Origin of the sequence: Geothrix sp. PMB-07 (assembly GCF_030758935.1) — a bacterium.
Lineage (GTDB): Bacteria > Acidobacteriota > Holophagae > Holophagales > Holophagaceae > Geothrix.
On record NZ_CP132333.1, the window covers coordinates 3,734,906 to 3,760,512 of the forward strand.

Annotated in this window: 22 protein-coding genes; 14 read left to right on the forward strand and 8 right to left on the reverse strand. The window is 66.0% G+C overall.

The window, feature by feature from the left end; genetic code table 11:
• Positions 1-28: 28 nt before the first annotated feature.
• The 3 genes from glgP to Q9293_RS16275 all read left to right on the forward strand — a co-directional run bounded on the left by glgP (position 29) and on the right by Q9293_RS16275 (position 3,771).
• On the forward strand, positions 29-2,155 hold the full coding sequence (gene glgP / locus Q9293_RS16265) for an alpha-glucan family phosphorylase (protein ID WP_306248339.1): 2,127 nt from the start codon (positions 29-31) through the stop codon (positions 2,153-2,155).
• A gap of 63 nt (positions 2,156-2,218) precedes the next feature.
• Positions 2,219-2,848, forward strand: coding sequence for a GAF domain-containing protein (locus Q9293_RS16270; protein WP_306248340.1), 630 nt, complete (start codon positions 2,219-2,221; stop codon positions 2,846-2,848).
• Positions 2,849-2,922: 74 nt separating this feature from the next.
• Entirely contained in the window at positions 2,923-3,771 is an 849-nt protein-coding gene (locus tag Q9293_RS16275) for an HDOD domain-containing protein (protein ID WP_306248341.1), read from the forward strand.
• A 12-nt stretch (positions 3,772-3,783) separates the two neighbouring features.
• Here the strand turns inward: Q9293_RS16275 and Q9293_RS16280 are convergent, their stop codons facing one another.
• From Q9293_RS16280 to Q9293_RS16315, 8 genes are all read right to left on the reverse strand, one after another.
• Entirely contained in the window at positions 3,784-4,920 is a 1,137-nt protein-coding gene (locus Q9293_RS16280; protein ID WP_306248343.1) for a hypothetical protein, read from the reverse strand.
• A gap of 1 nt (position 4,921) precedes the next feature.
• The gene (gene glgA, locus Q9293_RS16285) at positions 4,922-6,352 is read right to left on the reverse strand and encodes a glycogen synthase GlgA (RefSeq protein WP_306248344.1); all 1,431 of its coding nucleotides are present in this window, start codon (positions 6,350-6,352) and stop codon (positions 4,922-4,924) included.
• A gap of 4 nt (positions 6,353-6,356) precedes the next feature.
• Positions 6,357-7,622 (reverse strand): glucose-1-phosphate adenylyltransferase, encoded by a 1,266-nt coding sequence (gene glgC, locus Q9293_RS16290; protein ID WP_306248346.1) that lies wholly within the window; start codon positions 7,620-7,622, stop codon positions 6,357-6,359.
• 55 nt (positions 7,623-7,677) lie between these two features.
• Entirely contained in the window at positions 7,678-8,358 is a 681-nt protein-coding gene (aat, locus tag Q9293_RS16295; RefSeq protein ID WP_306248347.1) for a leucyl/phenylalanyl-tRNA--protein transferase, read from the reverse strand.
• A complete protein-coding gene (locus Q9293_RS16300) occupies positions 8,340-10,586 on the reverse strand; it encodes an AAA family ATPase (RefSeq protein ID WP_306248349.1) in 2,247 nt (748 codons plus the stop codon). Before Q9293_RS16300 ends, aat begins: the two co-directional genes overlap by 19 nt.
• Complete coding sequence (locus tag Q9293_RS16305; protein WP_306248351.1) at positions 10,579-10,896, reverse strand: ATP-dependent Clp protease adaptor ClpS; 318 nt, start codon at positions 10,894-10,896, stop codon at positions 10,579-10,581. Before Q9293_RS16305 ends, Q9293_RS16300 begins: the two co-directional genes overlap by 8 nt.
• Positions 10,897-10,915: 19 nt before the next feature.
• The gene (locus Q9293_RS16310; RefSeq protein WP_306248352.1) at positions 10,916-11,269 is read right to left on the reverse strand and encodes a PqqD family protein; all 354 of its coding nucleotides are present in this window, start codon (positions 11,267-11,269) and stop codon (positions 10,916-10,918) included.
• Positions 11,270-11,372: 103 nt separating this feature from the next.
• Positions 11,373-13,502, reverse strand: coding sequence for an OPT family oligopeptide transporter (locus Q9293_RS16315; protein ID WP_306248353.1), 2,130 nt, complete (start codon positions 13,500-13,502; stop codon positions 11,373-11,375).
• 84 nt (positions 13,503-13,586) lie between these two features.
• Between Q9293_RS16315 and Q9293_RS16320 the strand changes: the two genes are divergently transcribed.
• The 11 genes from Q9293_RS16320 (at position 13,587) to Q9293_RS16370 (ending at position 25,602) form a co-directional block, all read left to right on the forward strand.
• Positions 13,587-14,351 (forward strand): RNA methyltransferase, encoded by a 765-nt coding sequence (locus Q9293_RS16320; RefSeq protein WP_306248354.1) that lies wholly within the window; start codon positions 13,587-13,589, stop codon positions 14,349-14,351.
• On the forward strand, positions 14,345-15,868 hold the full coding sequence (gene lnt, locus Q9293_RS16325) for an apolipoprotein N-acyltransferase (RefSeq protein WP_306248355.1): 1,524 nt from the start codon (positions 14,345-14,347) through the stop codon (positions 15,866-15,868). The genes Q9293_RS16320 and lnt overlap by 7 nt, the downstream gene beginning before the upstream one ends.
• The gene (locus Q9293_RS16330; protein ID WP_306248356.1) at positions 15,868-16,368 is read left to right on the forward strand and encodes a GNAT family N-acetyltransferase; all 501 of its coding nucleotides are present in this window, start codon (positions 15,868-15,870) and stop codon (positions 16,366-16,368) included. The genes lnt and Q9293_RS16330 overlap by 1 nt, the downstream gene beginning before the upstream one ends.
• Entirely contained in the window at positions 16,365-16,988 is a 624-nt protein-coding gene (locus Q9293_RS16335) for a nucleoside triphosphate pyrophosphatase (protein ID WP_306248357.1), read from the forward strand. Before Q9293_RS16330 ends, Q9293_RS16335 begins: the two co-directional genes overlap by 4 nt.
• 460 nt (positions 16,989-17,448) lie before the next feature.
• On the forward strand, positions 17,449-18,012 hold the full coding sequence (locus tag Q9293_RS16340) for a cytochrome c3 family protein (protein WP_306248358.1): 564 nt from the start codon (positions 17,449-17,451) through the stop codon (positions 18,010-18,012).
• An 11-nt stretch (positions 18,013-18,023) separates the two neighbouring features.
• A complete protein-coding gene (locus Q9293_RS16345) occupies positions 18,024-18,215 on the forward strand; it encodes a hypothetical protein (protein WP_306248359.1) in 192 nt (63 codons plus the stop codon).
• Between the two features lie 4 nt (positions 18,216-18,219).
• Positions 18,220-21,216 carry a TAT-variant-translocated molybdopterin oxidoreductase gene (locus Q9293_RS16350; protein ID WP_306248360.1) on the forward strand — a complete coding sequence of 999 codons (2,997 nt, stop codon included), beginning with the start codon at positions 18,220-18,222 and terminating at the stop codon, positions 21,214-21,216.
• Positions 21,206-22,609: an NrfD/PsrC family molybdoenzyme membrane anchor subunit gene (nrfD, locus tag Q9293_RS16355; RefSeq protein ID WP_306248362.1), complete on the forward strand. Its 1,404-nt coding sequence runs from the start codon at positions 21,206-21,208 to the stop codon at positions 22,607-22,609. The genes Q9293_RS16350 and nrfD overlap by 11 nt, the downstream gene beginning before the upstream one ends.
• Complete coding sequence (locus tag Q9293_RS16360) at positions 22,602-23,741, forward strand: quinol:electron acceptor oxidoreductase subunit ActD (protein WP_306248363.1); 1,140 nt, start codon at positions 22,602-22,604, stop codon at positions 23,739-23,741. The genes nrfD and Q9293_RS16360 overlap by 8 nt, the downstream gene beginning before the upstream one ends.
• Positions 23,738-24,904: a hypothetical protein gene (locus Q9293_RS16365; RefSeq protein ID WP_306248364.1), complete on the forward strand. Its 1,167-nt coding sequence runs from the start codon at positions 23,738-23,740 to the stop codon at positions 24,902-24,904. Before Q9293_RS16360 ends, Q9293_RS16365 begins: the two co-directional genes overlap by 4 nt.
• The gene (locus Q9293_RS16370; protein WP_306248366.1) at positions 24,901-25,602 is read left to right on the forward strand and encodes a cytochrome c; all 702 of its coding nucleotides are present in this window, start codon (positions 24,901-24,903) and stop codon (positions 25,600-25,602) included. The genes Q9293_RS16365 and Q9293_RS16370 overlap by 4 nt, the downstream gene beginning before the upstream one ends.
• Positions 25,603-25,607: the final 5 nt, after the last annotated feature.

A 25,607-nucleotide genomic window follows, 5' to 3' on the forward strand; every position in this document is an offset into this window, starting at 1 on the left:
GCACCCTCGCATTTTCTAGGAATTCGTCATGGACAAGCTCCTCCCCAAACTGCAGAAACTCACCCAGAACCTTTGGTGGACCTGGAAACCCGAAGTGCGGACCATCTTCCGCGACCTCGATCTGGAGCTCTACCACCAGGCCCACCAGAACCCCATGTCCGTGCTCAAACAGATCGCGCCGGACCAGCTGGAGAAGCGCGCCGCGGATGTGGACATCCCCGCCAGGGTGGATCGCGCCCTCCGCCATCTGCAGGAATACCTCACGCCCGTCACCACCTGGGGTCTCACCCATGCCGGCGCGATGCGCTCGCGCCCCATCGCCTACTTCTGCATGGAATTCGGCATCCATGAATCCCTGCCCATATACTCCGGCGGCCTGGGCATCCTGGCAGGCGATCACCTGAAGGCTGCCTCCGACCTGGGCGTGCCTCTGGTGGGCGTGGGGCTGCTCTACCACGAGGGCTACACCTCGCAGGTGCTCAATGCCGAGTTCTGGCAGCAGGATGTGGTCGAGCCCTTCGACATCGCCGACCTGCCCCTGGTGCCCGCCCTGGACCGTTTCGGCGAGCCCGTCCATGTATCCGTGGAACTGCCCGGGCGCCTGGTCCACGCCGCCGTACTGGAAGTCCAAGTGGGCCGCATTCGCCTCATCCTCCTCGACACCCGCGTGAAGCAGAACGATCCCAAGGATGTGGCCCTGGCCGCGCGCCTCTACGGTGGTGATCAGCGCATGCGCATCGAGCAGGAACTGCTGCTGGGCGTCGGCGGCGCCCGCGCTCTGCGCGCCCTGGACATCAACGCCAGCGTGTTCCACCTGAACGAGGGCCACTCAGCCTTCGCCCTGCTGGAGCGGGCCCATTACCGCATTCAACACGATGGCCTTGATCCTCACACCGCCCTGCAGGAAGTAGCCGCGGCCACGGTGTTCACCACCCACACGCCCGTGGACGCCGGCCATGACCGCTTCCCTGCCGACCTGGCCGCCGAGCATTTGCGCCCCCTGGCCGAAGGCCTGAAGCTGCCCCTGGATGAAGTCATGGGCCTGGGCCGCGTGAACCCCCACGACCACGGTTCCCCCTTCCTGCCCACGGTGCTCGCGCTCAAACTGTCGCGCCGCGCCAACGGTGTGTCCGCCCTGCACGGCGTGGTCTCGCGCAAAATGTGGAACCACCTCTACCCCGGGCGCCGCGAAGAGGAAGTGCCCATCGGCCACGTCACCAACGGCGTGCACCTGCCCACCTGGCTGGCCACGGAGATGCACCACCTCTACGAATCCCACCTGGGCGTGGACTACCAGAGCTCCCTCACGCGCCCGGCCACCTGGTCGCGGATCACCTCGGTGTCGTCTGCCGAGATCTGGGAGACCAAGCAGGTGCTGAAAGCCCGCACCATCCGCTTCATCCGTGAGCGGAGCGCCGCGACTCGCGCCCGCCTGGGCCTGCCCGAGATCAACCCGGCCCCTCTGGATCCCGACGCGCTCACCATCGGCTTCGCCCGCCGCTTCGTGCCCTACAAGCGGCCCGACCTGCTCTTCTCCGACCTGGATCGCCTGGACCGCCTCGTCAACAACCCCGAGCGACCCGTGAATCTGATCTTTTCGGGCCGCGCCCACCCGGCCGACAACACCGGCAAGGGTCTCATCCAGAAGGTGGCCAAGATCCTGGAAGATCCCCGCTTCCGCCACCGCATCCTCTTTGTCGAAAACTACAACATCCACGTGGGCCGCATGCTCTACCAGGGCATCGATGCCTGGCTGAACAACCCCCAGCGCCCTTTGGAGGCCTGCGGCACCAGCGGCATGAAGGTGGTGCTCAACGGCGGCCTGCACATTTCCGTCCGGGACGGCTGGTGGGCGGAATCCTACGATGGCGAGAACGGCTTCGCCATCGGCAGCGGGGAAACCCACGCCAATCAGGCCATTCAGGACGAGCGGGATGGCGACGACCTCTTCCGTCTCCTGGAAGAGCAGGTGGTGCCCCTCTACTACGAGAACCGCAATGCCGCCGGTGTTCCCCGCTGCTGGGTGGACCGCCAGAAGCAATCGATCCGGACCCTGGCATGGCGCTTCAATGCCGACCGCATGGTGCAGGACTACGTTGAGCACCTGTACCTGCCCGCCGCCGTGGGCAGCAGCTGCCAGATGCCCCCTCCCTGAGACGGGCCCGCTCCTCATGCCCCCGTGACCAGGCTCCGATAAGCAGGTGAAGGAGCTTCGGCCATGGCCGGAACAGCTCAAGCCACCTCAACCTCCAGGCGCCTGGATTTGGAGCGCAGGGCCTTCCTGGATCTGCTTCGCATGGCCAACACCCTGGCCACGCCCGAGGAGATCGCCCGGCAGGTGGTGGTGGTCGCCAGCCACCTGTCCGGCTGTGAGGCCGTGGCCCTTCGTCTGAAATCCGGTCCCGGTTTCCGCTACGTGGGCAGCCTGGGCTTCACAGAAGCCTTCATCGCCCTGGAGGACGATCTCTGCGCCCGCGATGAGCAGGGACACCTCCTGCGCGACGAAAACCGCCAGCCCGTCCTGGCCTGCCTCTGCGGCCGGGTGTTGAGTGGGCAGGTGGAGCGCAGCCACCCCAGCTTCACGGATCGGGGCAGCTTCATCACCGCCTCCACCAGTTTGCTGCTCGCGTCCCACACCGAAGACCAGTGCCTGGGCCGGACGCGGAACCGCTGCCACGGCGCGGGCTATGAAACGGTTGGACTCTTCCCCATCCGGCGGGACGATGTCACCTACGGGCTCATCCAGTGCAATGATCGGCGAATGGGCCGACTCAGCGCCGAGGCCATCGACCTGCTGGAAAACCTGGCCGCCACCGCCGCCCACCTCTTCCAGCTGGCCATGACCTGAGGGCTACCCTGAATTCATGTCCCCGCCCGGTAATGAAGATGAGTTGGAGAGATGCACGACCGAGGTATTCCGCCATGCCCATGACTCCGCAGGAATTGATCCAGAACCTGGGCGACCTGCCGCCGCTGCCGCAGGTGGCCACCCGGGTCATCCGCCTTTCCGCCAACGCCGACACCTCTTCCGACGCACTCCAGACCCTCATCGGAACAGACCAGGCCCTGTCCGCCCAGCTGCTGAAAGTGGCCAATTCCGCCATGTTCGGCCGGGTGCGGGAGGTCACCACCCTCACCCAGGCCATCCTGACCCTGGGTTTCTCCGCCGCCCGCAGCGTGGTGCTGGCAGCCAGCGTCAAGAACCTCTTCTCCCGGGGCCCGGCTGGTGTGCAGGAGCGCCTGCTCTGGGAGCATGCCCTGGTCACAGGCCTGACGGGCAGCGCCCTCTGCCAGGCCGTGGGCCAATCCGGCGCCGAGGAAGCCTTCCTGGCCGGCCTCATGCACGACATTGGCAAGTGCGTGCTGGCCTTGAAATTTCCCGAGGGTTACTCGGCGCTGCTCCACCGCATCCAGGGTGAAGAGACCGAGGGCATCGGCCTGGAGCTGGACACCTTCGGCTTCGACCACACCATGGTGGGCGAAGCCCTGTTGCGCTCCTGGAACATCGGAGAAAGCATCCAGTCCGTGGTGCGCTGGCACCACGACCCCAGGCAGGCCCCGGCGGAGCACCAGAAGCTGGTCGCCCTGGTGGCCCTGGGCAACCAGGTGGCCACGGACCTGCAGGTGGGCCTGGACATGCCCGATGCCCTCACGAGGCCCACCCGCGAAGCCCTGGACATCCTGCGCTTGGATGACAAGGCCTACCAGGAGCACCGCACCGCGGCCCTGGAAGCCCTGGAACGGGACAAGGGCCTCATCGCCGAGTTTTGATCCGGGCCGCCCTCAGGCGAGTCCCAGCCGTTTGAAGGTGCGCTTTTTCCCGTCCTCCACTTCGGGCTGATCGAAGGGGTCGAGGTCCAGGCCCACGCCCACCAGGCCCACGATGGCCTGCCAGGCCATCATGAAGGCGCCCACCTCCCGTTCGCTGAGGCTGGGCATCGACCAGCGCAGCACGGGCACACCCGCCGCTTCCAAGGCCTCGGCAGAACCCTCAGCCTGGGCGCGCAGGATGTCGGCGCCCTGCAGGTTGGCCAGGCCCGGATAGGGCGAACCCGCCGGTGGATCGAGCTTCTCCGGGGCGGGCTTGCCATCCACGGTCATCACGATGACGCCGAGGTTGCGGGGGCCCGCCATCCAGCGCTGCAATTGGCTGTGCTGGTCCACGGGGCCCACGGCGCGGATGGGCGTGAAGCCCTTACGGGTGCCATCCTTGGCGACCTTGCCCAGGGACTCGGCGATGAGCTGCACCCACCAGGCCGAAAGGTTGTCCAGGCTCATGGCGTAGGGCATGAGCACCCACTCGCTGATGCCGCGGGCGTGGGCATCCAGGAGCAGGTCCACCGTGCTGGCGATGCGGTCGAACCAGGCGCCCCGGCCCGCCTCGATCTCTGCGATGACCTCGCGACCGCCCTGAAGGAAGGCCGAGGCATCGCGGCCCATCCAGGCCAGCGGCAAGGTGCCGATGGGCGTGAAGGCCGAGAAGCGGCCCCCCACTTCCACGGGGATGGGCAGGATCTGGCAGCCGTTGGCGCGGCCCCAGGTGGCCAGCGGGTTGGCATCATCCTGGGTGATGAGGATGGGCGCGGCCAGCTCAGCGAATCCCGGCAGCGCGCGCAAGCGGGCCATCCAGGTCCACAGTTCCAGGGTCTTGCCGCTCTTGGAGGCGAAGACCAGCTGATCCCCGGCTCGCAGATGGAAATCCGGCGTGGGCTCGGGCGAGGCCAGCGGCACCCAGTTCTGGAAGGCACGCTCCTGGCCGAAGGCCCGCACCAGGGTTTCCGAGGGCAGCAGGGAACCGCCGATGCCGCACCAGAGCAGGCGTTTCGCAGGATCCAGGGTCGGCAGCGCGGGTTCCGCCAGGGCGCGCCAGCCGCCCATGGGGTGCGTTTCGATGGATTGCCAGGAGGATCGGATGTCCATGTCAGTGACCTTTCGAAATGGTGCGGTAAAGATCGAAGTAAGTGCGGGCCGGACCTTCCCAGCCGAATTCCGCCTTCATGCCGCGGCGCTGCATCTGCCGCCAGGCGAGGGGATCCTGGAACAGGGCCAGAGCGGCATTGATCGCTTCCCCCAGGGCCCAGCCATTGGCTGCCTCGAAGGTGAAGCCCGTCGCAGTGTCATCGGCCAGCGTCGCGGGGCTCACGCCCACCACCGTATCCGCCAGCCCGCCGGTGCGGCGCACCAGGGGCAGGGCCCCATAGGCCTGGGCATAGAGCTGGGTGAGGCCGCAGGGTTCCTGCCGCGAGGGCACCAGGATCACGTCGGCCGCCGCGAAAGCGCGGTGGGCCAGCGCCTCGTCGTAGCCGATGAACACGCCCACGCGGCCGGGATGGCGCTGGGCCGCCTGGCGGAAGGCTTCTTCGGCATGGTGATCGCCGGTGCCGAGGATCGCCAGCTGGGCGCCACGGGCCACCAGATGATCCACATTGTCGAGCACCAGGTCGAGGCCCTTGAGGGGATCCAGGCGGCTGATGGCCGCGAAGAGCGGTGCCTCGGCATCAGCCTGGAGGCCCATCCGCGTCTGGAAGCCCTGCCGGTTGGGCAGGCGCCGCGCGGGGTGCTTCAGGTCGTAGCGGCTGAGGAGACTCGGATCCTTCGCCGGGTTCCACACCTCGCGGTCCACGCCGTTGAGGATGCCCCAGAGATCCTGGCTCCGATGGGCCAGCAGCCCCTCCAGCCCGTGGCCGCCCGATTGTTGGATTTCACGGGCATAGGTGGGGCTCACGGTGCTGATGCGATCCGCCAGCCGCAGCCCCGCCTTGAGGAAGCCGATGTCGCCGTGGAACTCGACGCCCTCGGGGGTGAAGGCGTGGCGGGGCAGCCACAGCTCCTGGAGCAGCGAGGCCGGGAAGCGCCCCTGGAAGGCGATGTTATGGATGGTCATCACCGTGGCAGGCCGGGGGCTGTCCCCATAGGCCACGTAGGCGGGCATGAGTCCCACGGGCCAGTCGTGGCCATGCAGCACCTCCGGCCACCAGCCCTCGGCATCGCCATGACGCCCCAGATGCGCCGACGCCCAGGCCAGGGCCGCAAAGCGGCGGGCCAGGTCCTCGGGGTTGCCGTAGGGGTTGCCGGGCCGATCAAAGAAGGTCGGCTGATCCAGCAGGTACAGGGGCAGCCCCGGGGCCTCAGCCTTGAGGATGCGTGCTGGACCACCGCCCATCAGATCAGGGAAGGAGGCCGTCACTTCCTGGATCAGCACCGCGTCCCGGATGGCCGGGTAGGCGGGCACCAGCATGCGTACATCAGCCCCCAGCCCGCGCATGGCGCGGGGCAGTGCAGCCATCACATCACCCAGCCCGCCGGTCTTGACGTAGGGGAACAGCTCAGAAGCGACGAAAAGGACTCTCAAAAGGCTAGGGCTCCAGCTGGCTCAGCATGCGCTGGGAGATGAGGGTGACACCTCCGGGCGTGCGGTAGAAGCGTCGGCTGTCCTCTTCGGGGTCTTCGCCCACCACCAGGCCTTCCGGAATGCGGCAATCCCGGGCCACAATGCACCGCCGCAGGCGGGCGTGCCGCCCGATGTCGCAGTTGGGCAGCACCATTGCACCATCCAGCCGCGCGTGGGAATGCACGAAAACCCGGCTGGAAAGCAGCGAATGGTGCACGTGGGCGCCGGAGATCACGCAGGCCCCGGACACCAGGCTGGACAGGGCCACGCCGTTGCGCATCTCGCCGGCATGGACGAACTTCGCGGGGGGCAGCTGTTCCTGATGGGTGGTGATGGGCCAGGCCTCGTCGTAGAGGTTCAGGGCCGGCAGCACACTGGTGAGATCCATGTTGGCCTCCCAGTAGGAATCCACGCTGCCCACATCCCGCCAGTAGGGCTCAGGATGGCCTTCATTCGGAATGCAGCTACGCTCGAAGCGGTGAGCGAAGACCCGCGCCTGGCCCACCATCCGGGGGATGATGTCCTTGCCGAAATCGTGGCCGGAATTCGGATCCGCCGCATCCTCGATGAGCGCCTTGTAGAGGAATTCGGCGTTGAACATGTAGATGCCCATGGAGGCAAAGGCACGATCAGGCTTGCCGGGAATGGCCGGCGGATCCTCCGGCTTCTCGACGAAGGACACAATGCGGTCCTCGGCATCCACGTGGGCGATACCGAAGCCCCGCGCGGCATCGCGCGGCACTTCCAGGCAGGCAATGGTCATGTCCGCCTGGTTCTCCAGGTGGTCACGCAGGAAAATTTTATAGTCCATGCGGTAGATGTGGTCGCCAGCCAGGATGAGCACATTCTTCGGCTGGGCCGATTGGATGTTGCTGAGGTTCTGATAGACGGCATCCGCCGTGCCGCTGTACCAGGCGTTCTTGTCGAAGCTCTGCTGGGCGGGCAGCACATGGACGTACTCGTTGAGCTTGCCCGGCAGGAAGGTCCATCCGAACTGCAGGTGTTCCAGCAAGCGGTGCGAGTTGTATTGCGTCAGCACCATGATTCGGCGGAAACCCGAGTTCACGCAGTTCGACAGCGTGAAGTCGATGATGCGGTATTTGCCGCCGAAATCCAGGCCCGGCTTGGAGTAGTAGTCCGTGAGGTCCATGAGCCGCTTCCCGCGCCCCCCGGCCATCACAAGGGCGATGGTGTGCCGCGGAGAAAGACGCGATTCCGAAATGGTCAGCATGGAAGTCCTCAGTCTGGGCTTAAGGGCATGATAGCCAGCCTATGTGACGATCCGCCTACTGATCTGACCAACTTCCCGGTCGGCCTTCCAACTGGAGCGCCTCCGCCAAACCCGCCAGGAACTTGATCCGCGGAGTCCTCTGAAATCCGTACCCCATCAACCCCTCATGAGGCAGCTGGCCATCCAGGAGCGTGAAGCCCCAGGCTGCCAGCCGTGCATCGAGCGCCCTCAGCGCCGCGCGGCTGGCTTCGGCTTCGAGGCTGAACATGCTTTCGCCGAAAAAGGCCCCGCCGAGGGACACGCCATACAAGCCACCCCGCAGCTCCCCTTCCCGCCATGCCTCCACGCTATGCGCATGGCCTGCGTGGTGCAGCTCGAGGTAGGCTTCGCGCATCTCCACGGTGATCCAGGTGCCGTCCTGGCCCAGCCGTGGCGCCGTCGCACAGTGGGTGATGACCTGCTCAAAGGCGGTGTCGAAACGAATCTCGAAGGGCCGCTGGCGCAGGCTCCGAAGGGTCCGCGCCGACAGGTGCAGACAGCCCGGACGCAGCAGCGCGCGTTCCGGCGGCGACCACCACAGCAGGGGATCCTCCTCACCGAACCAGGGGAAGATGCCACTCTCATAGGCCAGCACGAGCCTCGGCACGCTGAGGTCGCCGCCGATGGCCAGCAGGCCGTCTTCGGCCAGTTCTGGATCGGGGAAGAGCAGCTGCTCCGTCAGCCGAAAGACAGGCACAGGCGGCCATTCTCCAGATCCACCTTGGCGCTGCCCCCCTTGGCCAGGGGGCCGAACAGCAGGGCCTCGGCCAGGGGGCGGCGCAGTTCGCGCTCGATGAGGCGGGCCATGGGTCGGGCGCCGAAGGCGGGATCGTAGCCCTTGTCCGCCAGCCAGGCCCTGGCGGTCGGCGTGCACGTGAGCGTGACCGCTTTCTCAGAGAGCTGCGCCTGCAGCTCGGCCAAGTGCTTGTCGGCCACACGCTCCATGTCCACGCGGCCCAGCGGGGCGAACTGGAGGATGCCATCCAGCCGGTTCCTGAACTCGGGACTGAAGGCCTTTTCGATGGTGCCATTGGCGGAGCGGCGTGCCCCGGCCTCGGCGAAGCCCACCTGGCGCGCCGACAGCTCGCGAGCCCCCACATTGGTGGTCATGACGATCACCGTGTGGCGGAAATCGGCGCTGCGGCCATGACTGTCCGTCAGCGAGGCATGGTCCATCACCTGCAGCAGCACCCCGAAGAGATCGGGGTGGGCCTTCTCCAGTTCATCCAGCAGCAGCACCGCGTGGGGCTGTTTGCGCACGGCATCCGTCAGGAGGCCGCCCTCCTCGTAGCCCACGTAGCCCGGCGGGGCGCCGATGAGCCGCGCCACCGAATGCTTTTCCTGGTACTCGCTCATGTCGAAGCGCAGGAAGGCGATGCCCAGGGCCTTGGCCAGTTGCTTGGAGAGCTCGGTCTTGCCCACGCCCGTGGGCCCGGCAAACAGGAAGCAACCCATGGGTTTCAGCGGGTCGCGCAACCCTGAACGGGCCAGCTTGATGGCACTGGCCACAGCCTCGCAGGCCGCATCCTGGCCGAAGATCTGCCCCTTGAGGGCCGTCTCCAAATGGGCCAGGGCCTCCCGATCATCGGCGCTCACGGAAGCCACGGGCACGCGCGCCATGTGGGCCACCACAGCTTCGATTTCCGCGGGCCCCACCTTCTTCACCTGGCTCTTCTTGGGCAGCAATTTCTGGGCCGCGCCCGCCTCGTCCAGCACATCCAAAGCACTGTCCGGCAGGCGACGATCCGGCAGGTGCTTGGCAGCCAGCCGCACAGCGGCCTCCAGCCCATCCTCCGAGTACTTCACGCCGTGATGCGTTTCGTAGGAGGGCTTCAGCCCCCGCAGCACGCCCAAGGCGTCCTCGCTGGAAGGTTCGCTCACTTCCACCACCTGGAAACGCCGGGAAAGGGCCCGGTCCCGGTCCAGCGATCCCTTCAGATCCTGGAAGGTGGTGGCGCCGATGCAGCGAAGTTCGCCCGAGGCCAGGGCCGGTTTCAACAGATTGGCCGCGTCCATGGCGCCGCCGCCGGTGGCGCCAGCGCCCACCAGCGTGTGCAGCTCATCCACGAAAAGGATGGCGCCAGGCTCGTCGGCCAGAGCCTTCAGTACGGCCTTCAGCCGCTCCTCGAAATCACCGCGGTAGCGGCTGCCGGCCAGCAGGGCGCCCAGGTCCAGGGCGAAGATGCGGGCGGCCTTGAGGGGCTCGGGCACGGCCCCTTCGTGGATGCGCCGGGCCAGGCCTTCGATGATGGCCGTCTTCCCCACGCCCGGTTCGCCCACCAGCAGGGGATTGTTCTTGCGACGGCGGCAGAGCACCTGGGCCATGCGCGTGATCTCCGCGTCGCGGCCCACCAAGGGATCGAGCCGCCCCGCCGCGGCCCGGGCCACCAGATCGGTGGCATAGGCCTCCAGTGGATTGGGCGCCACGAGCGCCTCGTCTTCCTCTTCCTCCGCGGCGGGCTGGCGCGGTGAAACCTTCGGATCGGCCGTGCCGTGGCTCAGCACCTTCAGCAGCGGCAGACGCCTCACACCATGTCGCTCCAGCAGGTGACGGGCATGGCTGGATTCCTCCTCCAGAAAGGCCGGCAGTAACTCACCGCCATGCACTTCCGCGCGCCCCGAGCTGAGGGCGTGGACGAGGGCCCGCTCCACCACCCGAACGAAGCCCAGGGTGCTGTGGGGCTGGAAGGGCACGGCCTCGGGCAGGGCCTCGAAGGCGCGATCCAGAACCGCTTCCAGGTCGGCACGCAGCGCCTCCAGCTTCACGCCGCAGCCCATCAGGGCCTTGGCGGCGTGGACATCATCCAGCAGCGCCAACAGCAGGTGCTCCAACCCCACATCCTCGTGGCGCCGCGACTTGGCGAGCTCGAAGGCGCGCTGGAAATCCTGGTTCAACTTGGGACTGAGCTGCGGGGCCTCAGACATCCTCTGCCTCCACGGTGAGCAGCAGGGGGAAGCCCTCCCGTTCCGCCAGTTGGCGGCCCCGTTCGGCGCGGGTTTCCGCCACATCGCGGGTGTATACCCCCGCCACGCCCACGCCAGCCCGGTGGACCGCCAGCATGATGGCCGTGGCCTCCGACTCCGCCTTGCGGAAGACCGTCTTCAGCAGAAACACCACGAATTCCTGAGTCGTGTAGTCGTCGTTGTGCAACAGCACTTTCCACATGCCCGGCTCCCGCAGCTTCTCGCGCTTGCGGGTGAGAACCTGCCCGTCTTCCTTGGGCTGCCTGGCCATGGATGATGCCTCCGGGGCCTCAGGATACCGGGTTGGGCCGGTGAAACAGGCTGATGAACTTGCCCCGGGCCAGCTCCTGAATGAAGAGGGCGGTGCGCAGCGTGGTGTCCTTCTCTTCCGGGAAGGCCGCCGTCACCACCTCTGCGATCTCCGCCACGGTCCGCGCACCATCGCAGGCCTGCCACACGGCGGTGCCGCGGGCGTCGAGCTTCACGCGGTAGGTGGGTTTCTTCATCATCCGCAGCACCCAGCCCCAGCGAGGGGAAAGGATCTTGGGCCGCAGCAGGATCACTGTGCCGCCTTCGCCAAATTCAGAGGCGAGCACCTGCACGGGGATGGCAGAGAGAAAGGCTTCATCAGGAAAGGCGGACATGGGCAGCTTTCAAAAGAAAAGATCACCACCAAGGCGCCAAGGCACCAAGAAAAGCACAAGCCCTTCTTGGTGCCCTGATGTCTTGGTGGTGAAAGACAGCGCTTTAGAAATTGGCGCTGGGAGGCGCGGGCTCGTCGGCGGCACCGGCATTGGCCAGGGGCACGCGCACCAGGTAGATGGCAATGCCAGCCAGGATGACGAGGCTGATCCAGAACATGCCAGGGTTGGCGATGATCTTGTACTTCACCTCGAAGAAGGCCAGGGACGCGAAGACCAGGCCCACCAGGGCCTCGCCCGCGATCAAGCCCGCGGCCAGCAGCACACCGTTGTTCTCAACCCGCACCTTCTGGGCTTCATTGAGGCCACGCTTGGCGCCGACCATTTCCACCACGCCCTTGATGAGGCCGCCGAGGAAGATGGCGAAGGTGGTTTCCAGGGGCAGATACATGCCCACGGACACGAGCATGGGGCTCTTCACCTGCATGAGGATGAAGGCGAGGCCCATCATCATGCCGACGATGATCAGCGGCCAGGCCATCTTGCCTTCCACGATGCCGCGGCTGAGCAGAGCCATCAGGCCCGCCTGGGGGGCCGCCAGCTGCTTGGAGCCGAAGCCGGCATCCAGGGCGAGGACGGCCTTCTTCTGATCGGCGGGCAGCTTCTTCACTTCATCCAGGGTGTAGGTCTTGACGACGCCGTTGGCATCAGCGGGAGCCGTGACGACCTGCACCTGCTGGGCGGTCAGCTCGGCAATGCGCTTGGTGCCCTGGGCCGAGATGTCACCTTCGTGAAGCACCATGAGGGGGATGAACAGCACGATGGAGGCCAGGGCCACACCCAAGAGGTCGCCCATTTCCATGCGCCAGGGGGTGCCGCCCAGGATGTGACCAGCTTTAAGGTCCTGCAGCATCTCGCCGGCGACGGCAGCGCTCACGCAAACGATGGCGGCCACACCAAGCACGGCAGCCACGCCCTCGCGGCCCTTCACGCCCAGCAGCACCATGACGAGCGCGGTGAGCACCAAGGCGGTGAGCGTCAAGCCGGAGATCGGGTTGTTGCTCGATCCCATGATGCCCACGAGGTAGCCGCTGATGGCGGCGAAGAAGAAGCCCAGGATGACCATCACCAAGGCGGCCACGAAGGACACCAGGGGGGCCACATGGAAGATCTGCCAGGTGATGAGGAAGGTGACAGCGGCGGCGAAAGCGAGGCCACCCAGAACGTAGGTGAAGGGCAGGTCCTTGTTGACGCGGTCCACCACGTGGTCGCCGGAGGCGGCCTTCTTGACGTCAGAGACGGAGCGGGTGAGGCCCGTCATGAGGCTCTTGCGCATTTTGAAGAGGGTGAAGCAGGCGCCCATGAGCATGCCGCCGATGGCGATGGGGCGAACGATGAATTTCCAGACCGACACCGACAGGGCGATCCAGTCGCTCTGGGGAGCCCCCTCAGGCAGGACGCCGGGGGCCAGGAAGTAGGTGATGATGGGCACCAGCAGGCCCCAGGCCATGATGCCGCCGGAGAAATTCAGGGCGCCCAGTTTGGGCCCGATGATGTAGCCCACACCCATGTAGGCGGGGCTGATGCCGGGGGAGGTCAGCAGCATGCCGCCGGCCACCTTGGCCTTCCAGGTGCCTGCGAGGTTGATGGTGGCAGTCTTGAAGGCCGCGAACTTCTCCCAAGCACTGGCGAACAGCGAGAGCTGTACCAGGGCCTGAATGCCAGCGCCGAGGCCCATGGCGCCGAAGAGGAACGTGGTGCCACTGCCACCGCGGGCGCCGGCCTTGTGGATTTCGGCGGCGGCCACGCTCTCGGGGTAGGGCAGTTCGGCGTCTTCCACCATGACGCGGCGGAGCAGGGCCACGAACATGATGCCCAGCACGCCGCCCGTGAACATGATGAGGGAACTGGTGATGTAGTTGCCGGCCGTGAAGAACTTGGGCCAGATGCCGCTGATGACGAAGGCAGGAATGGTGAAAATGGCGCCAGCGGCCACGGATTCGCCGATGCTGCCCACGGTGCGGGCCATGTTCTCTTCAAGGATGGTGCCCTTCATGAGCTTGATGAGGGCCATGCCGATGACCGCCGCAGGATAGGTGGCGGCGATGGTCATGCCCGCTTTCAACCCGAGGTAGGCATTGGCCGAGCCGAGCACCACGGCCATGACGAGGCCGATGAGCACCGCCCGGAGGGAAAATTCCCTCAGGTTCTGGTCAGAGGGGACAAAGGGTTGCATCGGTGCTCCTGAAAAGGCGCCATAAGGGGGGGAGGCGGTCAGATGGACGCGGATAGTCTATTACATAGATGATTCCCCAATCCTATGCCGACCCTCACAAGTAAAGCCAACCCCCGATTCAAAGACCTCCTGGTCCGCTTGCGCCCCAGCGGCGCACGGCGGCAGGCCTCCCTCCTGCTGGGCGCCAAGCTCATCGAAGCCTGGGCCGAGGTGCAAAACACCTCTGCCGGAAAACGCCTAAGACCTGCCATGTGGCTCAGGCTCGAACAGATGGATTCGCACCCCCTCGAAGCCACCCTGGGCGTGGAAACCCTGGTGCTGGGTGAAGCCCTCATGCGCGAACTGGCCGATGCGGGCAGCCCCCCGGACCACGCCCTGCTGGTGGAAGTAGGTCCCGAACCCGCGGGCGCACTGCCCCCTCGGATCCTGGGCGCCTGGGGCATCCAGGATCCCGGCAACCTGGGCGCCATCCTCCGCAGCGCCGCCGCCTTCGGCTTCCAGGAAGTCCTCCTCGGCCCAGGCTGCACGGACCCTTTCCACCCCAAGGCCCTGCGCGGCAGCATGGGCGCGGCCTTTCTGCTGCCTTTGCGCCGAGTGGATGCGCTCCGGCCCGATGACGGGCACTGGTACGCCCTGGATGGTGGGCCCGGTGCGGTGGCCCTGGCCCAGGCGGACCTTTCGGAGCCGCTTCGGTTGTGGGTTGGCAACGAAGGCCACGGCTGGCAGGGCGTGGACCTTCCAGGCGAAGTACAACGGCTCGCCATTCCCATCCAGGGGGTCGAAAGCCTGAACGCGGCGGTGGCCGCGGGCATCGCCTGTTATGAAGTGGCACGGAGAACGCCATGCTGAAAAGTGGGCTGAAATCGGGTTGGCTCCTCAGCGTTCTCAGTGCCTTCATCCTGTCCCTGTTCTTCGTGCTGGCCTTCCGCTTCCCCGGGGCCCTGGGTGGCTGGCTGGAACCGATCATGGCGCTGCTGTTCCCTCTGCTGCTGCTGGACGGCCTCTACAAGGGGCGCCATGCGTTCTGGGTGTGGATCACGCTGCTGATGGGTCTGTTGCTGCTCTATCAGTGGGTGCCCCAGACCCTGGCCTCCAAGGGGGATCTTCCCTTCGGCTTGGCCCTGCTGGGCACGGTGCTTCTCAGCCTCTGGGAGGCCACCGGACTCTGGTTGGTGGTCATGGGTTCCCGCTGGGCCTTCCGCCGCGCCGGGGCTCCCACTGCCGCCTGTGCCTTGGCCCTGCTGCTGCTGGCCTGGGAGGGTTGGGGCTTCCACATCTATCCCTGGACCTGGGGCGCCGCCTTTGGGTCGCTCCCCTGGCTGGCCCGCTCGGCGGCCTTCCTGGGCGCCTCGGGGCTGTCAGCCCTGGCCTGGGGCGCAGGCGCCTGGGCGGCGGGAACCCTGGCCGAAGGCGGTTCGCCACGCCGCGCCCTCGCAGGCCCCGGCGCAGCCATCGCGTTCCTCGTTCTGGCCGGTGGCGTCTGGTACCTGCTGCCCCGCGATGCCGAGCGCCGTCTCGATGTCGCCATGATCCAGCCCAACTTCCAGGCAGGATCGCGCGGCGCGGGCATGGAAGCCGAGATGTGGCGCCGCAGCGATGCGCTGGTGAAGGCCCAAGGTTGGCCCCGTTCGGGTCGCGCCACCCTGCTGCTGTGGCCGGAAAGTTCGGTGCTGGGTCGGGATGATCGCAGCACCAATCCCCGCCTGAACGCCGAAGCCTCATCGCGTGGCATCGCCTGGCTGTACGGCACTGAGGGCGGCCTCTTCAACCTGGTTCGCGGGGAGGTGGCGGGGCGCCCGACCTTTCTCTTCGCCAAGACCGAACCCATGCCCTTCGGGGAACGCAACCCGGGCCCCGAGGCCTTCCGCCGCTGGATGGATCGCCAGATGGGCATCACTTCCCAGGAGGCGGGTGAGTTGACTGCGGACTCCGCCTTCGTTGTGCCCACTCAGGCGGGCGAGGTGCGCGTCCATCCCCTCATCTGCAGTGAGGCCCTCATGCCCGAACGGGCCCGGCGGGGCCTGGCGCTCAGCCGGGCGGATCTGCTGAGCAACCACACCAACGACGGCTGGTTTGATCGCAGCATCGCCACCGATCTGCATGCGGCTCAGATCCGCCTGCGGGCCACGGAACTGGGCGTGCCCTTGCTGCGGGCCACCCTGTCCGGCAAGTCTGGCTTCTTTCGGGAGGATGGCCGCTTCGAGCTCTGGGGTGAGCCCTTGAGCGAAGGCGCCTACGCCTTGGATTTGCAGTGGCGGCCCATCCACACGCCAGCACGATCCCCATGGCTGCAGCCCCTGCTGATGGCGGGGCTGCTTGCTGGAGGGCTGCTGCTAGGATTGAAAACCCTTCCCAGGACTTCCTGATGGATCGAGATTTTCTCACTCCGGAACCGCTCGCCACCCCCCACGGCACCGTCGCCTTCTTCGACGAAACCTGGAGTGTGGATCCCCGTGAGCTTCAGATCTTCTTCCAGGCCGAGGAGGTCTACTGGACGGCCTACCGCACCGTGGAGCAGTGGCGTCGCCTGCTCTCCTGCTCACGCATGCTCACGGCGCGGCTGGTGCCTGAAGGCCACAAGGGCGGGCGACTGGTCGGCGCCACGCGCCTTTGGTCCGATCACGCCTACGAGGCCAAGCTCTATGACGTGGTGGTGGCCAAGGATCTGATGAACCTCGGCATCGCCTCGGAGCTGGTGAAGTGGGCCCTGCGGCATCCCTGGTCCGGCGAGGTCTACCGCTACGTGCTGGAAACCCGGGATGCCTCCGACTTCTATCCGCGCTTCGGCTTTCAGCTGGGCCATGAAACCGAAAGCCTGCACATGCGGGTGAAAACCGCCGACCTCCAAGCCCGGGGCCTCCGATGACTGAAACCTTGCCTGGCCTCGCCGAGGTCGCCCTTCAACCTCTCATCCTGGCCAGCGGCAGTCCCCGGCGACGCCACTGGTTGGAAGCCATGCGCATCCCCTTCGAGCTTCAGATTCCCGATGTGGACGAAACGCCCCTGCTGGATGAAGACCCCTCAGACCTGGTGCTGCGGCTGGCCGAGCTCAAGGCCGAAGTCATCGCCCGCCGCAACCCGGGACGCTGGGTCATGGCCGCAGACACCACGGTGGCCGTCGATCACCACACCCTGAACAAGCCCGTGGATTTGGAAGACGCGGTTCGGATGCTGAGCCTCATCCAGGGTCGGGCCCACCAGGTGCACACCGGCTTCTGTCTGCAGAAGAACGACACCACCCACAGCTTCGTTGACACGGCCCAGGTGTTTTTCCGGCCCATGAGCGAGGCGCAGATGCGCTGGTACATCAACACCCGTGAACCCATGGACAAGGCCGGGGCCTACGCCATTCAGGGCATCGGCGCCCTCTTCATCGAGAATGTGGAGGGCAGCTTCTCCACCGTGATGGGCCTGCCCGTGGAGCGGATGGGCGCCCTGTTCCGGAATCTGGGGCTGTTGAAACCCTGGATGGGGTTCCCGGTCTAGTTCAAACGACCTTTCAGGTGGAGAGGTTTCCGAGGGAAAGGCTCCGGCCTGTGGCCTCTCCAAATGAGCTGAATTCTCCGGGCCTTCTCAGGAGGAAATCGCCCCTGAAAACCAGGGCCCTATAAACTACCGATAAATCCCTTTAAGCGTCGATTCAAACCCATAAAAAATAGGTAAACATTCGGCTTACCTTATTCTATCCTTGTGACCTGCGACACATTGTCGCGCCCGGGATCCCTGGATTCGGGTATGGCCCAAATGTCCGAATTCATCTTCAGACTTTTTTTGGGCCCGTACGCAACCGATGGGGACCAGCTGCCGATAGAACATCAGCTCCTGAATTCTTCACGCATCGGTCGGTTTCCTGGGTTCAGGCCCTGACGCTCGTTTCGTTTGTACCGTTTCCTGATGACACCTCCCGGCTTCCGCCCGTGAGTCTGCGCTTTCCAAGGGGTTGTGCATGCACCAGTTCGACCGAGCGTTCCGCTTCGTCCTGCCGGCCGCGGCCGTGGCGATCCTCGCCACCGTCCTGAGCGTGGGTTGGTTCACCCAGCCGGACCGCTTCGCCAAGGGCTACGCCCCCGAGCAGCCCATCCCCTTCTCCCATGAACTGCACGCAGGCACGCTCCGCATGCAGTGCCAGTACTGTCACTCGGGCGTGGACAAGTCCCGTCATGCGGGCATCCCGAGCGTAGATCTCTGCATGGGTTGCCACAAGGTCACCAAGGTCGACAGCCCCGCCATCAAGAAGCTCACCCAGATCGCGAATGCCAATGCCCCCATGCCCTGGCAGCGGGTGCACACCCTGCCCGACCACGTGTTCTTCGACCACCGCCCGCACGTGAACGCCGGCATCGCCTGCCAGAGCTGCCACGGCGAGGTGCAGACCATGAAGGTGCTCACCCGCGAGATGGGCATGCGCATGGGCAACTGCCTGGGCTGCCACCGGGATCCCCATGCGGCGCTGCCCCCGGGCTCGAAGATCACCAAAGGCGCCGAAAACTGCGCCGCCTGTCATCGCTAGGAGCACCGACGATGACCGACGTGATCCGCACACCGATCGTGGAGAGGGCCACTGCCCTTCTGGCGGGCCCGTTTCTGCTTGGCCAGAAAGCCCTGAGCCTCGTCTTCCAACAGGCCAAGGATGCTCCCTCCGACCCGCCGCCCGAGCCCACTCTCCGAATCTCCATCACGCCCCCTGAACACGCCATCAAGCGCCGCGGATGACCCGATGAAGACACGACTCCCCGATCATGGCCCCGTAGAAGCGCCGAAGTTCTGGCGCACCCTCGAAGAGCGCATTGAAACGCCGGAGGCGCGCCAGGCCGCCCACGACGAATTCCTGCCCGGCGCAGTTCCAGGCAACTTCGACGATGTCCACGGCCTGCCCGCCGGAGACGGCTTTTCCCGCCGCGACTTCTTCGGCCTGGTGGGCGCCGCCGCCGCAGTGGCCGCCACCGTGGCCTGCGATCGCAAGGGCCAGGGCACGGTGGTGCCCTACACCAAGCGCCCCGTGGAAGTGACGCCCGGTGTGGCCAACTACTACGCCAGCGCCACGAACGAAGGCCGCCGCATCTACCCCGTGCTGGTGAAGACCCGGGAAGGCCGCCCCATCCACATCACCGGCAATGACGAGCACCCCGGCGTGAAGGGCAAGACCAGCCCGCGCACCCTGGCCGACGTGCTGCGCCTCTATGATCCCGACCGCCTCCGCGCGCCCAAGGTCGGGGGACGCACCACCAATTGGGCCGACGCCGAGGGCCAGCTTCAAAGCGCCCTCCGCTCTGCCAAATCCTCTGGCAAGGCGGTGCTGCTCGTGTCTGGCGCCGTCGTCTCACCCAGCCGCAAGGCCTTGCTGGCGGACCTCAAGGCCGCCCTGCCCACGCTCGAGCACCTGGCCTACGAGCCTGTCGCTGGCGACGGTGCCGAGGAAGCGGCCAAGGCCAGCTTCGGCCAGCCCGTGGCGGTTCAGCCCAAGCTCGACAAGGCCCAGGTCATTCTCTCCCTGGGCGCCGACTTCCTCAGCGGCGAAGACCCGGAGGCGCTCGGTGCCTGGGGTGCCAAGCGGAAACTGAAGCACGCGAAGGAGGAGATCAACCGCCTCTGGGTGCTGGAAGGCCCCCTCACGTTGACGGGCACCAACGCCGATCAGCGCGTTCCGGTGGCGCCCTCACGCCTGGCCGCAGTGGCCTTCGCCCTGGCGAAGGACCTGGCTGCCAAGGGCGTTCCCCTGCCCGCGGGGACGGACCTGTCCGCCATCCCCTCCCAGACCGAAGTCCCCGCCAAGGCCTGGTCCAGCCTGCTCAAGGATCTTCATCATGCGGGCCAACATGCGGTGGTGGTCTGCGGGGCTCAGATGCCCGCCGAGGCGCATCAGGCCGCCCATCTGCTGAACGCCATGCTTGGTTCCGCTGCCGTGGCGGTGCGTCCCGCCGAACCCCTCGCCACGGTGAAGGATCTCGAGGCTGCCGCCAAGGGCATGGCCGAGGGGCACTACGCCGTGGCCCTCTTCTGGGATGTGAACCCCGCCTACACCTTCCCCAAGGCCTCGGCCTGGAAGGAAGCGGTGGCCAAGGTGCCATACAAGGCCTGGATCGGTCAGGTGGAGGATGAAACCTCGGCCCAGTGCCAAGTGCTGCTCCCGGAAAACCACTGGCTGGAAAGCTGGGGCGATTTCACCACGCCTGAAGCCGCCGTGCTGCAGCAGCCCACCGTCGGCACCCTCTACGACACCCGCCAGGGCGAGGACATCCTCCTGGGCGCCCTCAAGGCCCTTGGCTCCGCGTCCGCCGATGACTACCACGCCTACCTCAAGGCCCGCTGGCAGAAGAGCCTGCCCCTCACCGTCTCCTTCGAGCAGGCCCTGCATGATGGCCTGGTAAAGGTGGAAGACAAGGTTGTGCCACCTGCATTCAAGGGCGCCTCGGTGGCTACCGCCGCCAAGGCCGCCGCCGCGGCCAAGACCCAGAACCTGGAGCTGGTGCTCTTCCCCGGCTTCGCCACCCACGACGGCCGCCACGCCAACAACAGCTGGCTGCAGGAAACTCCGGATCCCATCAGCAAGATGACCTGGGACAACCCCGTGGCCGTGTCCGTGCAGGACGCCCAGGCCCTGGGCATCCAGGAAGGCGATCTGGTCAGCCTATCGCTGGAGGGCACCACCCTCACCCTGCCCGCGGTCATCCAACCCGGCCAAGCCAAGGGCGTGCTGGCCTTGGCCCTCGGTTACGGTCGCAGCACCGGCGGCGTCGCCAAGGGTGTGGGCGTGAACGCCTTCCCCCTGCTGGGCCTCGATCCCGCCAGTGCCCATGTGCGCAAGGGCGCGCGCCTGGCCAAGGCCGGTGGCAAGAAGGAGCTCTCCCGCACCCAGAGCCACCACCGCATGGAGGGCCGCGACATCGTCCGCTCCCTCACCATGGACGAGTTCGAGCACCACCCCCAGGGCCATCACCACATGCCCGAGTTGGTGACCCTCTACGAGGACCAGAAATTCCCCGACCACAAGTGGGGCATGGTCATCGACCTGGCGGCCTGCACCGGCTGTTCCGCCTGCGTCGTCGCCTGCCAGTCCGAGAACAACGTGCCGGTGGTGGGCCCCGAGCAGGTGGCCCGGGGCCGCGAGATGCACTGGATCCGCATCGACCGCTATTACGAAGGTGAACTGGAAAACCCGAAGGTGGTCCACCAGCCCATGCTCTGCCAGCACTGCGACAACGCGCCCTGCGAGAACGTCTGCCCGGTGAACGCCACCAACCACAGCCCCGACGGCCTCAACCAGATGGCCTACAACCGCTGCGTGGGCACCCGCTACTGCGCCAACAACTGCCCCTACAAGGTGCGCCGTTTCAACTTCCTGGAATACACCTCGTACAAGACCGAGCCGGAGACCCTGGCCAACAACCCCGAAGTCACCGTCCGTCCCCGCGGCGTCATGGAGAAGTGCTCCTTCTGCGTGCAGCGCATCAACGACGTGAAGATCCGCGCCAAGGGCGATGGCCGCGCCATCCTCGACGGCGAAGTGACCACCGCCTGCATGGCGGGCTGCCCCTCGGACGCCATTGTCTTCGGCGATCTGAAAGACCCCAAGAGCAAGGTCTCCCAGTTGGTGAAGGCCAGCCGCGCTTACCGCGTGCTGGAGGAGATCGGCGCCAAGCCCGCCATCACCTACCTGGCCGACCTGAAGAATCCCGCTGGCGAGGCGATCGTTGGAGGTTCCCATGCGCACTGACGCCGCCCACGCCGGCGCCATTCCGGAGGCCCTGCTCGAGCCCGCGCTCACCGAGGGTCGGGTCACCCCAGGCAGCCTCGACGATCAGGTCCTCGCGTTTCCTGAGACCAAGCCTCCCAAGCAGTGGTACCTCGGCCTGGCTGTCACCCTCTCGGCCATGTTCGTGGGCCTCGCCTGCATCGGCTACACCTTCTACAAGGGCATCGGCGCCTGGGGCAACACCAGCCCCGTGTTCTGGGCCTTCGATATCATCAACTTCGTGTTCTGGGTGGGCATCGGCCACGCCGGCACGCTGATCTCGGCCATCCTCTTCCTGTTCCGCAAGCGCTGGCGCAACGCCATCGCCCGCTTCGCAGAGGCCATGACGATTTTCGCGGTCATCTGTGCCGTGATCTTCCCCTTGATCCACGTCGGCCGACCCTGGCTGGCCTACTGGCTCTTCCCCTACCCGAATCAGCGGGCGCTCTGGACCAACTTCCGGTCGCCGCTGCTGTGGGACGTCTTCGCGGTGAACACCTACTTCTCCGTGTCGCTGATGTTCTGGTACCTGGGCCTCATCCCCGACATCGCCTCCATGCGCGACCGCACCACCAGCAAGCTGCGCAAGACCATCTACACCATCCTGGCCGTGGGCTGGCGCGGTGCGGCCACCCACTGGCAGCACTACGAGAAGGCCTACCTGCTGCTGGCTGGCCTCGCCACGGGCCTGGTGCTTTCCGTGCACTCCGTGGTGAGCTTCGATTTCGCGACGTCCGTGGTGCCCGGCTGGCACATGACCATCTTCCCGCCCTACTTCGTGGCGGGCGCCATCTTCGCCGGGTTCTCCATGGTGGTGATCGTGCTGGTGGTCGTGCGCGAAACCATGCAGTTGAAGAACCTCATCACCCTGCGCCACCTGGATGTGATGAACAAGGTCATCCTCGCCATGAGCTGCATCATGGGCTACAGCTACATGATGGAAGGGTTCACGGCCTGGTATTCCCAGAACGAGTTCCTCCATCACGGCTTCAAGAACATCATCAGCGGCACCTACGGCTGGGCTGGCTGGGTCACCATCAGCTGCAACATCCTCATCCCCCAGATCCTCTGGTTCAAGAAGGCCCGGGCCAGCTACTTCTGGATGATCTTCGTGGCCATCGGCGTGACCATCGGCATGTGGTTCGAGCGCTTCGTGATCATCGTGATCTCGCTGCACCAGGACTACCTGCCCTCGGCCTGGCGCATCTACAAGCCCACCTTGACCGACTTCGGCATCCTGCTCGGCACCTTCGGGATCTTCTTCACCCTGGTGCTCATCTTCGCCCGGGTGCTGCCGGTCATCGCCACCACCGAGGTGAAGGCGATCCTGCCGGACGCGCAGCCCTCTCACCATGGAGACGACCACCATGTCTGAGACCTCTTACGCCGTCCTCGGCCTCTTCGACACCCCTGACGCCCTGATGCAGGCCATTCCCAAGGCCCGGGGCGCCCAGCTGGGCACCGTCGAGGCCTACACACCCTACCCCATCCACGGCATCGATGATGCCTTGGGCCACCGCAAGTCGCCGCTCGGCGGCATGGTGCTGGTCATGGGCGTCCTGGGGGCCCTCACGGCCTTCGGGTTCCAATACTGGATCAGCGCCATCGACTACCCCATCATCACCGGCGGCAAGGCTGCGAACTCCTGGGAAGCCTTCATCCCCATCATGTTTGAAGTGACGGTGCTGTTCTCCACCTTCACCGCCGGCCTGGGCATGCTCCTGTTGCTGAACAAACTGCCCTTCTTCGGCCACCCGGTGCTGTCGTCGAAAGCCATCACTGGCATCACGCGTGACCGCTACGCCCTGGCCATTGAGGCTGAAGGCGAAGGCTTCAACGCCGCCGCTGCCGCCCAGGCCCTGAAGGAGGCAGGCGCCGCCTTAGTGGAAGTGTTGCCGGCTCCCGATCGAAGCCCCTTCCTCACCAGCGACTACATCCTGCGCACCCTGGGCGGGATCTTCGTGGCCTGTGTGGTGGCCGGTCTGGCCATGTTCTTCGCCATCAAGTGGTTCCCCCTGATGCGGCCCATGGTAAACATGCAGGATCAGCCACGCCTCAATGCCCAGAAGGCCTCCGCCTTCTTCAAGGATGGGCACGGCATGCAGCAGCCCGTGGCCGGCACCGTGGCCCGCGGCCACCTGCCCACGGCCACCGGCACCCAGGATGCCTCCGCCGCCCTGGCCAATCCCCTGCCCCGCACCCCTGAGGTGTTCGCGGTGGGCAAGAAGGCCTACCACAACCGCTGCGAGGTCTGCCATGGCGCCCTCGGCAACGGCATGGGCAGCCTGACCTCGGCCTACGGCGGCAAGCCCGCCAACCTGCAGTCCCAGCAGTTCCGGGACTACACCGACGGCAAGATCTACTGGGCCATCGTGAACGGCAAGAATTCCATGCCTTCCCACGCTCCCTACCTATCGGAATCGGAACGCTGGTCGGTGGTGCACTACGTGCGTGCCCTCCAGCGCGCGCAGAACGCCAAGGACGAGGACCTCAAGGTGGCACCATGAGCCAGCACAATACTGCGAGCCAGAATAAAACCGCTTCTCCCCTGCTCCTGGGAGCCACGGCCCTGGGTGCCCTGGGCGTCATCGGCAGCTATGCCGCCGCCGGGCACGAACGCTTCTGGGCCAACTGGGTCCTCTGGTTCGTGCTGATGTTCACCCTGGGGCTCGGCGCCCTCTTCATCGTGGCCCTCGAGCACCTCGTGAGCGCCCGGTGGAGCGTGCCCGTGCGCCGCATTCCCGAGCGCCTGGCCACCCTGCTGATCCCCGCCATCCCCGTGGGGCTCATCGGCCTCTTCGCCCTGCCCGTGCTCTACCCGGGCACCCGGCCTGAGGCGGCCCACCACCCCATCCTGGCGGGCAAGGCCTTCTGGTTGAGCATTCCCTTCTTTTCCGTCCGCACCCTGATCGCCTTCGCCCTGGTCCTCCTGGGACTGGCCGTCCTGGTGAAGGGCTCCTTGAACCAGGACACGACGAAGGATCCCGCCTTCAACATCCGGGCCCGCAAGTTCGCCCCCGCCTTCATGGCGATCTTCGCCCTGGTCATCACCCTCATCGCGTTTGATTGGATTTCGGGCCTGACGCCTGAGTGGTACAGCGACATCTTCGGCGTTTACGTCTTCGCCGGGGCCTTCCTGAGCGGCCTGGCCGCCACGGCGCTGTCCGTGCTTTACCTCCAGGATCAGGGCCGCCTTGAGGGAGTGAAGGGGGACCACCTCTACAACCTGGGCGCCTTCCTCTTTGCCTTCACCGTGTTCTGGTCCTACATCGGCTTCGCCCAGTACATGCTCATGTGGTACGCCAACCTGCCGGACGAGGTCATCTACTACAAGGTGCGCCTGGCCGGTTCCTGGCGGGCCCTCACCATCGCCCTGGCTTCCCTGCACTTCGTCCTCCCCTTCTTCGCCCTGGTGACCCGGGATGCCAAGAAGGATCCCAAGCGGCTGCGCCGCGTGGCCTACCTCATGCTCGGCGCCCATGTGCTGGACATGTACTGGCTCATCTTCCCCATCCTCGGCGTCACCCCCCACTTCTCGTGGCCCGAGCTCAGCTTCGCCCTCTTCTTCATCGGCGGCATGGTTCTGTGGATCCGTGGCGCCATGCAGAAGGGTGAAGACATGCCTGTCGGCGATCCCTTCCTCCGCGAGGGTCTGGAGTTCCGGCTATGAAGATCAACGACTACCTCTCTCCCGAAGAGTTGAAGCGCCTCTTCACCGCGCTGCTGGTGGTGATCGGCTTCATTTTCATCGCCGCCTTCTTCGGCTTTATCGCCGTGCCCGGCATGCGCTATCAGGCCCATACCGCCGCCGATGCTCCGGTCCAGGCCGTGCAGGGTGAGACCGGCTGGCTGGATCCCACAGACTACCCCGCCATGCCCCGCGAGGTCATCCCGCCCATCGACCCCGCCACGGTGATGACGCCGAATCCAACCCTCATGGCCCGCGGCAAGGCCCTCTACGCTCAGAACTGTGCCACCTGCCACGGTCCCGAGGGCAAGGGCGACGGCGCTGCGGGCAAAGGATTGAACCCCAAGCCGCGCAACTTCACGGAGAACGCGGGTTGGAAGAACGGCGCCCACCTGGAGCACATCTACAAGACGCTGGATGAGGGCATCAAGGGCAGCTCGATGGTGTCCTACAACTACCTCTCGAAGAAGGACCGCATGGCCTTGGCCCACACGGTGCAGGCCCTGGGCGCTTTCGACCACGGCGCCAACGACCCCAAGGCGATGGCAGCTCTGGAAAAGCTCTTTGCCAGTGCCGGTGAAGTCATTCCCAACCGGATCCCTGTCCGTCGCGCCATCGCGGCGCTCTGCCGGGAGTACGAGGCCTCCAAGCCCCAGGCTCCCGCCTCCACGATCCGCTGAGACAC